The sequence below is a fragment of the Hyphomicrobium sp. B1 genome, assembly GCF_049532635.1.
In the GTDB taxonomy this organism is placed as follows: domain Bacteria; phylum Pseudomonadota; class Alphaproteobacteria; order Rhizobiales; family Hyphomicrobiaceae; genus Hyphomicrobium_B.
Map to the genome: position 1 here is coordinate 143,704 of NZ_CP134871.1, position 13,945 is coordinate 157,648.

The window sequence follows — 13,945 nt, forward strand, 5'->3', positions numbered from 1 at the left end:
GCATTGCGCTCACATGACAAAAGCGATCATGACGACGACGCTGCGCATCCTGCTCCTCGGCGGCACAACCGAAGCGGCAACGCTCGCCGACCGTCTTTCGACGGCCGACAACATCGAAGCGAGGCTTTCGCTCGCCGGACGAACAGTTAATCCCGCAGCAAGCAGGCTTCCGACACGCGTTGGCGGTTTCGGCGGCAGCGACGGACTTGCCGCTTACCTGCGCCAGGAAAAGATTGACCTGCTGATCGACGCCACGCACCCTTTCGCGGCGCAGATAAGCGCCAACGCCGTGGCGGCCGCGGCGGCCACCAACATTCCGCTGCTCGCCATCGAACGCCCGGCCTGGACGCCGGTCGAAGGTGACAACTGGATTGAGCACGACAGCATCGATGCCGCGATTGCCGCTCTTCCCACTGAGCCTCAAGACGTCTTTTCGGGTTTGGGACGCCAGGCCATCGACGCGCTCTGTCGCGCGCCGCTGCATCGTTATCTGATCCGCGTCGTCGATCCGCTCGAGCTGCCCTGTGAGCTGATCAACTCCGAACTCATCGCCGCGCGTGGACCGTTCCGAACGGGCGAGGATGCCCGGCTGTTCGCGGACTATGACATCCGCTACGTGCTGGCGAAGAATGCAGGCGGCAGTGCCGCTTATGCCAAGATTGAAGCTGCGCGCCAGCTCGGCATTGCGGTCCACATGGTTCGCCGGCCGGCGATCCCAGATCGCACGAAGGTGTCCTCCGCAGACGAGGCGCTGACCTGGATCGCAACCCATCATCGGTCGCGCTCCGACCTCGGCGTATAAACCCACGCGCGCCCATCGCTCGCCTGCACGGTCCGCGTCGCACGCGATCCAATCATCACGAGCGTGCGCATATCGCACGCCATGTCGGTCGCGGTTGCTAACGTCGCGATATCGATCTCTTCATCTGGGCGTCCAACCGCGCGCGCGAACACGACGAGCGTTTCAGCAGGCAACACGTCACCCAAAATCTCGAACGCCGACCTGATCTGCTGCGGCCTCGCCTTCGATGCCGGGTTGTAGAGCGCAATAACGAAATCAGCTTCGGCCGCAAGACGCAGACGCTTCTCGATCGTCGCCCAAGATTTCAAATTATCGGACAACGAAATGGCGCAGAAATCGTGCCCCAGCGGCGCCCCGATCCGCGCCGCCGCCGCCAGCATCGCGGTAACGCCGGGCTCGACACGAATATCGACGCCGTCTGCAGCCGCCGGATTTTTCTCGACGGCCTCGTAAACCGCCGCCGCCATGGCAAAGACGCCCGGATCTCCACCCGACACGATCGCAACGCGACGTCCGCTCGCGGCAAGTTCGAGCGCACGTTCCGCCCGCGCCAACTCCTCGCGATTGTCGGAAGCCTCCAAAATCTGGCCGGCCCGCGGCGTCAAACGATTAACATAGGGCGCGTACCCCAGAATGACATCCGCCCCGCCGACGACATCGGTCGCCGCAGGCGTCACCCAACCTTTCGGACCGGGCCCAAGCCCCACGATAGTCAACTGTCCGTTCATGCGATGCGCCGTCCTCGTCCGCCCGGAAGCAGGACAATTGAGAAATAGGGAACCGCGCACTCTCCGAGGTCAGACAGCTTCGCGACGCGCTCGCCCGGCATCGTTCCGCGCTCTACATAAATTGCATCGTCGAAACGACCCGCCGCGCTCAGCGCCCGTTTGATCTTCTCGATGTTGTGGCCAACCTTCATGATCACGGCCGCGTCGGCAACGCCAAGGTGTTTCGTCAGCGCCTCTTCATCGAGCGTACCCGGCAACACTGTCATGACGTCGTCACCGTAGGTGATCGGCGCCTGCGCCGCCGTCCAGCATCCCGACATTCCCGTGATCCCAGGGATGACCATCACCTGATGTGCAGCCTTGATGCGATCATACATGTGCAGAAACGATCCGTAGAAAAACGGATCGCCCTCGCATAGCAACGCCACATCTCTACCGCCTTCGAGATGAGCGACAATCGCCGCCGCGCTCTCTTCGTAGAAATCGCGGATCGCCGAAACGTACCCATCTTCTCGGAAATCGATCTCGGTCGTCACCGGATATTCGAACGCCGCCTCGACAACATCGGTGCGGATATGAGCATTCGCAATGGTTCGCGCGTGTCCCGTGCGTCCCGCCTTGCGGAAATGCGCAACGACCGGCGCTGAACTCAGGACGCGCACCGCCTTGAGCGTCATCAGCTCCGGATCGCCAGGCCCCAGCCCGACGCCGAACAACGTGCCGGATTTAACCTCGCTCATTCGGCCTCGCTTGCGAGCGCATTGACCGCTGCTGCAGCCATCGCGCTTCCGCCTTTGCGGCCTTTGACGATTGCAAATGGAACGCGCCCATCAGCCGCCAGCGCCTCCTTCGATTCGGCCGCACCGACGAAGCCAACCGGCATGCCGATGACAGCCGCAGGTTTTGGCGCGCCCGCATCGAGCATTTCGAACAGCCGGAACAGCGCCGTCGGAGCATTGCCGACAACAACGACGGAGCCCGCAAGCTTCGACCGCCAAAGCTCCATGGCAGCGGCCGTGCGCGTATTGCCGATCTGTGCCGCGATCTCAGGTACGCGCGGATCGCGCAGCGTGCAGACGACGTCATTCTTCGCCGGAAGGCGCGCACGCGTGATGCCATCTGCGACCATCATCGAATCGCAGAGGATCGGGGCCCCCGCTTTGAGCGCCGCCTCAGCACCGCGCGCAAACGTCGGTGACATCACAATATCGCGGGCTACCTCGACCATGCCGCAGGCGTGGATGATCCGCACCGCGACGCGCTCCTCGACCGGTGACAATCCGGCGAGATCGGCCTCTGCCCGGATGATCGCGAACGAGCGCGCGTATATCGCCGCTCCGTCGCGAATGTAGTCTTGTACCGTCATACTACGGGCTCCAGGATCAAGCGCGAAATCGTCGTGCTCATGTCGTCAGCATTGATCGTATCGTGTACGCGCATCGAATCCGCTGAACCGTCTCTGATGATATCGTACCGGCCGCCACGGCCGACGAGTGTCAAACGTGCTTCCGTCCGCCGCGCGCACCCCTTCTCGCATCCGGAAATATGCAGCGAGCAGCCGTGCAGCGAACCCTCAAACGTGTCGGCAAAGCGCTGCGCGTCCCGCCGCGTATTGGCGCGTGCATTTTTGCACCCAGGCGAGCCCGGACAGACATCCATCGCGAGCCGTATATCGTCTTCTTGCACGATCAGTCCTGCGGCATTGGCGTCCCGAAGCAATTCGTGCGCATGCATCGCATCCTGCAGTGGAAAGACGAGCACGCGTTCTGGGCTTGTGCGAACGTCTTCAGCGCCCGCCACTGTCGCGTGATCGCAAAGCGCGGCAAGCTGATCAGCAGTAATCCGCCCGAAGGGAAAACCGACGCCAGCTCCGAACACGCTGTCGTTCCGCTGCAACAATCCCACAGGCACACTGTCTGCAGCCGCTTCACCCAGGGGCGTCGGAAGCGGCAAACCTGCCATTGCAAATACCCTTGCGACGCCGAACTGAGCAACCGCGTCGCGCATACGCCGAAAACTCGCGTCATTTGCCTTCAGCTCGATAAACGCCAGCGCCAGACGATGCATGGCATCGACGACCTCTCCGCGCGCAACTTCGCAGCCCATCCCAATCGCACCATCGAGCACGATTGAGAAACAATCATCGCGCACGGACATCATGATATCCGCGCTGCGTCCGCCGATGCGCGGCGTCGCCACGCCTGAAAAACTGAAACCGAATTTTCCGGGCAGAGACCATAAGCGCGCATCTCGCAGTAGGACCGTCTCCAACGCTGCCGCGAGATCGCAAATATCCGCGCGCCGCGGATCAAGCCCGCTCAACGGATCGACGACGACGTTGCGCACGGCCTCCGCGTCCGCAGACGGATCCAGCAAACCTGCCGTATCCAGCGCACCGAGAAGCACTGCGAATGCGCCGTCACTCACGCCTCTGATCTGCAGATTGCCGCGATTAGTCAAATCAATATCGCCGGACCCAAACTGAGCGGCGATCGCACCGATGGCTCGCAACGAACTGAGCGAAAGAGCGCCCGCGCGCGGACGCACACGCACCAGAAGCCCGTCGCCCGAACGCATCGGACGATGCGCGCCTGGGCACCAGCCTTTCCTCAAATGATCCGCCGACGTCATTCCGCTGCCTCGCGCGATGAACCGTCTTTGTTTGCGAGTTCGCCGATATCGTTGCGTCGCGGCTGCCAAAGCCCGCGCGCAATCGCCTCCTCGAACCGGCGCCGCATTGCCGCGATTGCGTCGGGGTTCTCGCGCGCGAGAAATGCTGCGACCACTGGGTCACCGAGATATGCCTCGTAGAGCCGCTCGAAGCCGCCGTTGTCGACGGCCCGCGCCGTCGCCGCGAAGGCGAATGCCGCGTCAACGCTCTGCGCCATCTCCGCGCCGCCGCGGAAGCCGTGACGCATCTGGCCCTCGATCCAGCGGATGTTCGCAGCGCGCCCATGAATCACGCGGGCACATTCTTCCTGCAGCGTGCGAACGCGCGGCGCATCTGGCATTGCCGTATCGCCATGATAAAGCGCTACGCGATCGTTTCCGAGAGAAGCAGCGGCAGCCGCGAACCCACCTTCGTGTGCCGCAAAGTCACCGCCGGTTAGCAAATCAATCTCGCTGTGATCCTGCACATGCACGAAGGCGTCTGCCGATTTCACGCGTCTTTCGAAGCCCGCGCTCGTCGCTTCCGAGCCATCGCCGCGATACGCCGACAGTGTGCTGGCGAGATACGACCGCCCAAGATCGTCACGCTCGCTCCAGTCGCCGCGGTCGATGTGCTGCATTACGCCGGCACCGAAGCTGCCGCCAGCCGGTCCGAAAATGCGATCGAGCTTTGCTTCGGACGACGAGGCCTGGCGCAGCGGATTATCGCCGACATCTTCTTCAAGACTGGCAACGAGCGCGACGGCGCTATCAAACAACGCAAGTTGCGCTCCGAACATATCGCGGAAAAGTCCTGAGATCCGCAGTGTCACGTCAACACGCGGACGGCCAAGCTCCGCCAATGCCTCGGTCTCGACGCCCGTCACGCGATAGGAGCGCTGATCCCAGACGGGGCGGACGCCAAGCAGCGCCAGCGCGGTTGCGAGTTCCTCGCCGCCAGTACGGAGCGTAGCGCTGCCCCAAAGATCGAGCACGATCGCGCGGGGCCATTCGCCATGATCGGAGAGATAGCGATCGAGGATAGCTTTCGCCGCACGCTTGCCGTTCGCCCACGCCGTTGCGGTCGGCACGCTGCGCGGATCGACGCTGAAAAGATTGCGTCCTGTCGGCAGTACATCAGATCGCCCTCGGCTCGGCGCTCCAGCAGGACCCGGCGCGATGAATTTTCCAGCAAGCGCCCGCGTGATCGCTTCAAGCTCCCCCTTATCGAGAATATGTAGCCCGTCGCGGATCGACAGCTCTTTCACATCGCACAGAAAGGCGTCGATGCGCGTCAACGCTTCGCTCGCCGCCATGCCCGCATCGAGGCCGCACTGGGCCGCAATTCCGGCACGAATGGCGGCATCGACGATCTGATCCGACAGAACCTTGCGCCGCCTCGGATCAAGACCTTCCGCCGACGCGAATTCATCGACCAGCCGTTCAACCTCACTCAACGGCCCCGACAGACCGGCATCCGTCATCGGCGGCGGCTTATGTCCGAGCGTCACGGCAGATAGCCGCCGCTTCGCCTGCGCCGCTTCGCCGGGATCATTGACGATGAACGGATAGATCATCGGCGTAGGACCAACCAGCGCGCGCGGCGCACACGTTTCGCTGCCCGCAACGGCCTTGCCCGGCAGCCATTCGAGCGTGCCGTGCGCGCCGAGATGAATAAGCGCGTCGATCTTTGCGACGTGTCTTAGCCAGAGATAGAACGCGACATAGCTGTGCCGTGGCGGTGTCGCCGGATCGTGATACTGCGCCTTCCGGTCAAGCGCCTGCCCGCGTTCCGGCTGCAGTCCAATCAAAAGACTTCCGCACGGCGCGACACGAAAGCGGAACGTGTTAGCAACGAGTGCGTCATCATCTTCTGGCGGTCCCCAGGCGCTGACGACGCTTTCTTTAAAGGCTTCTGGCAGCGCATCGAATGCTGAACGGTAAGCATCAAGCTGCCACCCGATTGCCTGTGCTGGATCGAGTCGCGCCACAAGATCGCGACTGTCCGACGGACGATAGGCGACGTCATAACCCGCGTCTTCGAGATGCGACGCGATCCTGCACGCGCTCTCAAGGCCATCAAGTCCAACCGCGTGCGCGATCTGATCCGGCCGCCCCGGATACGTCGAGAGCAACAGACCAATGCGAAGATCATGGCGCGAGGCTGAACGAAGCTTCGCCCAACGCGCGGCAAGCTCGGCAACATGCGAAACGCTTGGCTTATAAGGCACATGGCGCAGCAACGACACGCCGAGTTCCGTCCCCAGCGTATCCGCTTCCTTGAACGATACGACGCCCGCAAACAACCGTCCGTCGAGCTCCGGCAAAACGACGTGCATCGCAAGGTCAGCAGCACTGAGGCCGCGCTGCGACTTCCCCCAAAGCGTAAACGTTGAATTGGCGAGCGCGACCTGCAAGACCGGACAATCCGCAACGTCGAGCGGCGAGGCATCCGCGCCGTCGCGTGAGGCAAACGCCGTCGCATTGACGATGACGCTCGGCCGGAGACGTTGCAGCTCATCCTGAAGCCAAGCCGCGGCATCCGCTGCCTTCAGGCTTGGAACGTAGAGCGCCGCCACTGCCAAGCCGCGATCTTCAAGCGCGTCCACCAAAGCATCGACTGGCGCAACATCGCCCGCGAGCAAATGTGAGCGATAGAAAACAACGGCAGTCGCCCCGAGCGCATCGTCGGTTTGCGCGCTTTCCCGATAGACGCCGAAATTCGGAATCTCTCGCGGCGATGCAATTTCTCCACGCGCGTCGCGTTTGCCGAGCGTCGCCAGCAAAGCCATGCGTGTATTCTCAATGCCGCCAACATCGAGCAGAGCCTCAAGCCGCGCCAGCTCATCCGGACCAAGCGTCGACAACGCCGAGAGTCGAATGTCCGGTCGCCCGTCGCCTGGCACGATAGCAAGTGTGATTCCCAGTTCGCGGCAGCGCCGCCCGAGTTGCTCGCCGCCATACCGCCAATAGTCGAGGCCGCCCAGCAGGCGCACGAGCACGGCCTTCGAACCTTTCAGCGTCGCGTCGGCAAACAGATCGACCGACATCGGGTGGCGCAAGGCGTTGAGGTTTGCGATCCGCACACTCGGTTGCGTGCTCTCGGTGCCGCGAAACGCAGCCGCCGCCATCGCAAGGTCGGAATCGGAGAACGACAGAAAAACGATATCGGCCGGTGCGAGTCCGAGGTCTTGAGGCGCAGCGGCCTCGTCAAGTTCCCGGCTCTCGCGAACGACGATATGCATCATGCAGCGCCCGTCAGGGTCCGAGTGATGCCGTCGCGATCAAGCCCCTTCTGACCGATGACGACCAGCCGGCCCACCCGCGCCTCGCCCGATTGCCATGCACGTTCGTAACGCGTGTCGATCCGCTCGCCGACCCCTTGCAAAAGGAGCCGCATTGGCTTCCCGCCAATGGCCGCGAAGCCCTTTACACGCAGCACGTCATGATCGTTGGCGATCGCTTTTGCGCGCTGCGCAAGATCGTCGGGCGACGATAGCTCCGGCACTTCGACGATGAACGTCTCGAAATCGTCGTGATCGTGTTCCGGTTCGGCATCGTGATGCGAAGGTCGAGCGGCGAGATCATCTTCCGCAGCTGCCGAAATGCCGAGCAGCACATCTGTCGGAACGACCCCATTTTGCGTTGCCACGATCTTGATTGCCCGCGGCACCATGCTGCGAATGTCTTGCGCGATCAAAGTCGCGTCTTCCGGCGAAAGATGATCGCACTTGTTGAGCACGACGAGGTCGGCGCAGAGCAGCTGATCCTCGTAAACCTCTTCCAGCGGATTTTCATGATCGACGGACGGATCTGCTTCGCGCTGCGCCGCGACCTTCACCGGATCGTCGGCGAAGCGACCGGCGCGCACGGCCGGGGCATCGACGACCGTCACCACGCCATCAACCGTCACACGATTACGGATATCCGGCCACTCGAAGGCTTTGACCAGCGGCTTCGGCAGCGCGAGGCCTGACGTCTCGATAATGATGTGCTCCGGCGCGGGCTCGCGCGCCAAAAGCGCTTCAAGCGTCGGAATGAAATCGTCAGCGACGGTGCAACACAGGCAGCCGTTCGTCAGCTCGATAATGTTTTCTTCCGGGCAATTCTCAACGCCGCACGACCGGAGGATCGTCCCGTCCACGCCGACATCGCCGAATTCGTTGACGATCAGCGCCAAGCGACGGCCTTGCGCGTTCTCAACGGCATGGCGAACGAGTGTCGTTTTGCCCGCTCCCAAAAAGCCGGTGACGATCGTGACGGGGACCTTGCGCGTGCTCATTGCCCCGCCTCCACAGACATTGAATTTTCGGAAGACCGGCCAGACGCGCGGTATAGCGCGCGGGATATTCTGAAGTGCATCTTAACCTTTCTCGCCCCACCGGCGATAAGTTGGAAATCTCGTTGACGGCAGGTCTCCTGGCTCGCGGGTCTTGGCATTAGGCGACCTTCCCGGGCTGTTGCCCAGTGGCGTTCTCGCCTATGCTCACCGCGCACAGTTGCGGGGGCAGCTGCGGAGTAAATACCGCATTCCCTTTTGAACCCTCTTGCGAGGGACCGTCGTCCCAATCGATAAGTGAGCCCACATCTTACGTCAATCGCAATAGCGGCCTCTGCGGCACGACCGAAAGTTTATAATGACGACTTTGCACCTCCCGCAGCTGACCCTCATCCTCGGGGGCGCCCGGTCCGGCAAAAGCGCTTACGCGGAGCGCCTTTTGACAGGCATTCCCGGGCCTTGGGCTTATGTCGCCACGGCGGAAGCGTTCGACGACGAAATGCACAGCCGCGTCAAGCACCACAAGAGCCGCCGCGGCGCGGGATGGGTCGATCACGAATCGCCCCTCGAAATCGCCGACGTGCTGGCCAACCGCGTTGCAGAGCTTCCCTCTCTGGTCGATTGCCTGACGCTCTGGACCTCCAATCTGATGCACGCCAACCGCCCCGTTCCGGAGGCAAGCGACGCATTGCTGGCCGCCGTCGCCAAACGCGTCGCGCCCTGTGTGATGGTCTCGAATGAGGTCGGCCTCGGTATCGTGCCGGACAACGCGCTCGCCCGCGCCTTTCGCGACGAAGCCGGCCGCCTCAATCAGAAGATCGCAGCCGCCGCCGACAAGGTCATTTTCGTCGCCGCCGGACTGCCGCTGACATTGAAAGGCTGAGCCGTGAGCAACAATCCCACCACGGTCGACGACGCCGAGCGTCACAAAGCCAAGATGGCAAAGCGCAAAGCCGTGCAGGATGCCGAGGTCGCCTCGAAACAGATCGAAAAAGGCGTGCTGCTCGTCCACACCGGCCCCGGCAAAGGCAAATCGACGGCCGCATTCGGCCTCGTGCTGCGCGCGCTTGGACACGGCTGGCGCGTCGGCGTCGTCCAGTTCATCAAAGGCGCGTGGAAGACCGGCGAACGCGACGCGCTTGAACGCTTCGGCGATCAGATCTCCTGGCACACGATGGGCGAAGGCTTCACCTGGGAAACGCAAGACAAGGCCCGCGACATTGCCGCTGCCACGCGCGCCTGGGCGAAGGCAAAAGAACTGATGGACGATCCATCCATTCGTCTGCTCATTCTCGACGAACTCAACATCGCACTGCGTTACGATTATCTGCCGCTCGATGACGTGCTCGAAACGCTCCGCAAGCGGCGGCCCAATCTTCATGTCGTCGTCACAGGCCGCAATGCCAAGCCGGAATTGATTGCGCTCGCGGATGGTGTGACGGAAATGGGCGCCGTGAAGCATCATTTCGCCGCCGGCATCAAAGCTCAGGAAGGCATCGAATTCTGATGCCTGCGCGCGCGTTGATGTTCTCAGGCACCGGCTCCGACGTTGGCAAATCGCTGATCGTCGCCGGGCTTTGCCGTTTTTTCTCCAACCGCGGGGTTCGCGTCGTTCCGTTCAAGCCCCAGAACATGTCGAATAATGCCGCGGTCACGGCCGACGGCGGCGAAATCGGCCGCGCCCAGGCATTGCAAGCGCGAGCCGCGCGCGTTGCGCCATCCGTGCACATGAACCCGGTGCTGCTGAAGCCCGAGACCGAAACCGGCGCGCAGATCGTCGTACAAGGCAAAATGCGCGGCTCGGCGAAAGCGCGCGATTTTCAATCGAAAAAGAAAGAGCTTCTGCCTGCCGTTCTCGACAGCTTCGCGCACCTCAGAGCGAACGCTGATCTCGTTCTCGTCGAAGGGGCAGGCAGTGCGTCCGAGATCAATCTCCGCGCCAACGACATCGCCAATCTCGGCTTCGCACGCGCCGCCGACGTTCCGGTCGTACTGATCGGCGACATCGATCGCGGCGGCGTCATCGCCAGCGTCGTCGGCACACGCCACGTCCTCGATCCCGACGACGCGGCCATGATCCGCGGCTTCATCATCAACAAGATGCGCGGCGACCCGACGCTCTTCACCGATGGCATGACGGCGATTGCCAATCTGTCCGGCTGGACGCCGCTCGGCCTCGTGCCGTTCTTCCCCGACGCTCCCAAGCTGCCTGCCGAAGACGCGCTCGGATTGCGCGACCTCATGAAAACATCGAAGTCCGGCGGTGAAACGAAACTGAGCATCGCTGTGCCGTTGCTGCCGCGCATCTCGAATTTCGACGACCTCGATCCGCTACGCAACGAACCTGGCGTCATCGTCGAACTGATCGAACCCGGTCAGCCGATTCCGGTACACGCCGATCTCGTTCTACTGCCGGGCTCGAAGACAACCATTGATGACCTAACAGCCTTGCGCGCCGCAGGCTGGGACATCGACATCAAAGCGCATGTTCGCCGCGGCGGCCGTGTGCTCGGGCTGTGTGGTGGCTATCAGATGCTTGGGAAACGCATCGCCGATCCGAACGGCATCGAAGGCCCGCCGCGCGCCGTCGATGGCCTCGGCCTTCTCGATATCGAAACCGAGTTCGGCACCGAGAAAACGCTAGAGCGCGTTTCCGGCACGCTTACGGGTTCCATAGCGCCGTTTGAAGGCTATGAAATGCACGTCGGCAAAACGACTGGGCCAGACACCGCGCGCCCCATGGTGACCTTCCCCGACGGCCACCTCGATGGCGCCACCTCGCCAGACGGCCGCGTCTCGGGATGCTACATTCACGGCCTATTTGCGTCGGACGCTGCACGCCGGACCTTTCTGGCCTCTTTGGGCATGGAAACATCTGCGCTCAGCTACGATACAGAAATCGACGCCATCCTCGATCGCTTTGCCGAGCACCTCGCCCAACACATCGCAATCGAAGAGCTCCTCAGCCTGGCAAGATGATTGCGATGAGCAGCAGACTGCCGACCATGACGCCCCAAGCCGTCGTCGTCAGCCGCAGCGCAGCGCGAATATCTTCTGCTGTTGCATCGCGCTTGCCGTCGCCCATGTAGGCATCTTCAACGCGCGTCTCGCCGTAGACCTTCGGACCGTTGAGCTTCAGCCCGAGTGCGCCCGCGAGCGCGCTCTCCGGCCAGCCCGCGTTCGGCGAACGATGCTTCGATGCATCGCGGGCCACAGCTTCGAGCGTTCCCGCCACCGACGCACCCGGCGTGAAGATGCTCGCCAGCGCCAGCAGCAGGGCTGTCAATCGCGAAGCAGGAAGATTGACGAAATCATCAAGACGCGCTGACGCCCACCCGAACGCCTCATGCCGCGGCGTCCGATGCCCTATCATGCTGTCAGCCGTGTTGATGGCCTTGTAAACGACAAGGCCCGGCAGCCCCAAGATCGCAAACCAGAACACCGGTGCCACGATGCCGTCGGAGGCATTTTCAGCAAGGCTTTCGATAGCCGCCCGCGCCACGCCGTGCGCATCGAGCGTTTTCGGATTGCGCCCGACAATGCGGCCGACCGCTTGTCGCGCATCGTCCAAACCATATTGATCAAGCGCACGGGCCACATCTTCGACGTGCGTGTAAAGACTCCTGCTCGCAATCAGCATAGACGCCAAGAGCGCTATGAAAAACGCCCCGAAGGCAACGTGATCGAAGTACTGCTCCAACGCCCAGGCGATGACACCGGTAATGACGATAAGAATGCCGAGCGCCAACACGCCCTTGTTGCGCCTGACTTGCGAGCTGTCGGTTTCCCGATTGAGCTTTTTATCGAGAAAGGAAATGAATCGCCCGATCCACGATACGGGATGCCCAATACGCTGATAAAGCCAGTCCGGATATCCGAACGTGGCCTCAAGCGCGAGAGCGCCGACAAGGACGAAGAGCGTTTGTGCGGCTGTCACGGGCGGCTATGCGGGCAGGACGTGCAGAGCACGCCACGTCATCATGACTGCCCCGGCATGGCATCGAGCGCCGCAACGATAGCATCGGCCTGCTCCGAGACATCGCGAACAGTCGCGTAGCGCAGCGCTTCTCCGACCATCACAAGCACCGGACCGTCCGGATGCGCCGCATGAAGCTCAGCCGCGATGGTCGCGACGGTCGCTATGAAAACCTGCTCGTCCGGTCGCGTCGCATTCGCAACCGCAATCGTCGGCGTATTGGGATCGAGGCCGTGCACCAGTGCCACGTCGGTCAGTTCCGCAAGCGTGCGCTTTGGCATGTAGATGACCGTCGTCGCCGCGCTGTCGGCAACTGCGCTCCAATCGATATCTTCCGGCAGATGTCCGCGACGATCATGCGCCGTGATGAACTGCAGCCGCCGCGCGTGATCGCGGTTCGTCAGCGAAACTTTGAGGCTGGCGGCCGCACCCTGCGCCGACGTCACACCCGGCACGATGCTGATCGGAATGCCCGCGCTGCGGCAGGCCTCGATCTCCTCTCCCGCGCGCCCGAAAATCAGCGGATCGCCAGATTTGAGGCGGATCACCTTGAGGCCCTCGCGCGCCAGCGAAACCATCGTCGCGTTGATGTCCGGCTGCTTGCAGGATGTGCGATAGCCGCGCTTGCCGACGTCGATCATCCGCGCGCCGGGCCGGACGAATTCGAGGATCGGCTTGGCCACAAGATCGTCGAACAGCACGGCATCGGCGGATTGCAGCGCCTTCAGCGCCTTCAACGTCAAAAGCTCCGGATCGCCCGGACCGGCACCAACCAATGTAACCGTTCCCATTGGCACGTCGGATGCCTTTGGCTCGTCAGCTTGCACGCTGGCCCGCTCCGCTATCGATCCGGCTTCAAAATAGCGGGTCTCGAACGGCGTGCGCGGCTGCCAACCGTAACGTTGCAGCTCCGGATCGAGATGCTCTTCCTCCGGCCAGCCGAGCAGAAGATAGCCGACGAGCTTCCAGTCGGCAGGTGCATCGAGCGCCTTTGAAACCTCCGCCGGATCGATGATCGACACCCAGCCCAACCCAAGTCCCGCCTCGCGTGCCGCAAGCCACAGCACCGTCACCATGCACGCACACGAATGATCGAGCGTCTCGGGCATCGTCTGCCGGCCGAGACCGTGGCCTTGCAAAGCGCTCCTGTCGCAAAACACCGCGAGATGCACCGGCGCGGCATCAAAGCCGGAGAGCTTGAGCCGGTTATAAAGATCGGCCTGATCCCCGACGTAGGCTTCCGCCGACCGGTCCCGTGCCACTTGGAAATTCTTGATGATGGTTGAGCGCGTCTCGGCCGAACGCACGTTGACGATGCGCCACGGCTGGCTGTTGCCGACCGACGGCGCCAGATCTGCAAGGCGCAGAAGGCGGTCGATCAGCTCGTCAGGAACCGGGTTCGGCCGGAAACGGCGGACATCGCGGCGCCAGCGGACGAGTTGCTCGAGCGAAGCCCGGCCGTCCTGCTGCTGATTGTGGTCGCTGGTCTTGCGGTTGGTCATGGTGAATAA

Annotated in this window: 12 protein-coding genes and 1 riboswitch; of the genes, 4 read left to right on the plus strand and 8 right to left on the minus strand. The window is 62.5% G+C overall.

Annotated elements, in window-relative coordinates; all coding sequences use genetic code 11:
- Window positions 1–13 precede the first annotated feature (13 nt).
- Entirely contained in the window at window positions 14–802 is a 789-nt protein-coding gene (locus RLW55_RS00700) for a cobalt-precorrin-6A reductase (protein ID WP_423415315.1), read from the plus strand.
- Here the strand turns inward: RLW55_RS00700 and cobJ are convergent.
- The 6 genes from cobJ to cobW are packed head-to-tail and all read right to left on the minus strand — an operon-like array spanning window position 772 to window position 8,461.
- Entirely contained in the window at window positions 772–1,530 is a 759-nt protein-coding gene (gene cobJ, locus RLW55_RS00705) for a precorrin-3B C(17)-methyltransferase (protein WP_423415316.1), read from the minus strand. The two genes, RLW55_RS00700 and cobJ, sit on opposite strands and share 31 nt — an antisense overlap.
- On the minus strand, window positions 1,527–2,270 hold the full coding sequence (locus RLW55_RS00710) for a precorrin-2 C(20)-methyltransferase (RefSeq protein WP_423415317.1): 744 nt from the start codon (window positions 2,268–2,270) through the stop codon (window positions 1,527–1,529). The genes cobJ and RLW55_RS00710 overlap by 4 nt, the downstream gene beginning before the upstream one ends.
- A complete protein-coding gene (locus tag RLW55_RS00715; protein ID WP_423415318.1) occupies window positions 2,267–2,896 on the minus strand; it encodes a precorrin-8X methylmutase in 630 nt (209 codons plus the stop codon). The genes RLW55_RS00710 and RLW55_RS00715 overlap by 4 nt, the downstream gene beginning before the upstream one ends.
- Window positions 2,893–4,161, minus strand: coding sequence for a precorrin-3B synthase (gene cobG / locus RLW55_RS00720; RefSeq protein WP_423415319.1), 1,269 nt, complete (start codon window positions 4,159–4,161; stop codon window positions 2,893–2,895). The genes RLW55_RS00715 and cobG overlap by 4 nt, the downstream gene beginning before the upstream one ends.
- A complete protein-coding gene (cobN, locus tag RLW55_RS00725; protein WP_423416441.1) occupies window positions 4,158–7,424 on the minus strand; it encodes a cobaltochelatase subunit CobN in 3,267 nt (1,088 codons plus the stop codon). The genes cobG and cobN overlap by 4 nt, the downstream gene beginning before the upstream one ends.
- Window positions 7,424–8,461: a cobalamin biosynthesis protein CobW gene (gene cobW / locus RLW55_RS00730; protein WP_414461871.1), complete on the minus strand. Its 1,038-nt coding sequence runs from the start codon at window positions 8,459–8,461 to the stop codon at window positions 7,424–7,426. The genes cobN and cobW overlap by 1 nt, the downstream gene beginning before the upstream one ends.
- Before the next feature lie 110 nt (window positions 8,462–8,571).
- A riboswitch (cobalamin riboswitch) is annotated at window positions 8,572–8,756 on the minus strand.
- Window positions 8,757–8,816: 60 nt separating this feature from the next.
- On the opposite strand from cobW, the gene cobU reads away from it, so the two are divergent.
- From cobU to RLW55_RS00745, 3 genes are read left to right on the plus strand one after another with little or no spacing between them, the layout of a single operon-like run.
- The gene (gene cobU, locus RLW55_RS00735) at window positions 8,817–9,341 is read left to right on the plus strand and encodes a bifunctional adenosylcobinamide kinase/adenosylcobinamide-phosphate guanylyltransferase (protein ID WP_423415320.1); all 525 of its coding nucleotides are present in this window, start codon (window positions 8,817–8,819) and stop codon (window positions 9,339–9,341) included.
- Window positions 9,342–9,344: 3 nt separating this feature from the next.
- Window positions 9,345–9,965 carry a cob(I)yrinic acid a,c-diamide adenosyltransferase gene (cobO, locus tag RLW55_RS00740; protein WP_423415321.1) on the plus strand — a complete coding sequence of 207 codons (621 nt, stop codon included), beginning with the start codon at window positions 9,345–9,347 and terminating at the stop codon, window positions 9,963–9,965.
- Window positions 9,965–11,437, plus strand: coding sequence for a cobyric acid synthase (locus tag RLW55_RS00745; protein WP_423415322.1), 1,473 nt, complete (start codon window positions 9,965–9,967; stop codon window positions 11,435–11,437). The genes cobO and RLW55_RS00745 overlap by 1 nt, the downstream gene beginning before the upstream one ends.
- Here the strand turns inward: RLW55_RS00745 and cbiB are convergent.
- Together cbiB and cobA are read right to left on the minus strand one after the other, a co-directional pair.
- Window positions 11,421–12,395 (minus strand): adenosylcobinamide-phosphate synthase CbiB, encoded by a 975-nt coding sequence (cbiB, locus tag RLW55_RS00750; protein WP_423415323.1) that lies wholly within the window; start codon window positions 12,393–12,395, stop codon window positions 11,421–11,423. The two genes, RLW55_RS00745 and cbiB, sit on opposite strands and share 17 nt — an antisense overlap.
- A gap of 41 nt (window positions 12,396–12,436) precedes the next feature.
- Window positions 12,437–13,936, minus strand: a complete 1,500-nt coding sequence (gene cobA / locus RLW55_RS00755; protein ID WP_423415324.1) for a uroporphyrinogen-III C-methyltransferase — start codon at window positions 13,934–13,936, stop codon at window positions 12,437–12,439.
- Between the last annotated feature and the right edge of the window lie 9 nt (window positions 13,937–13,945).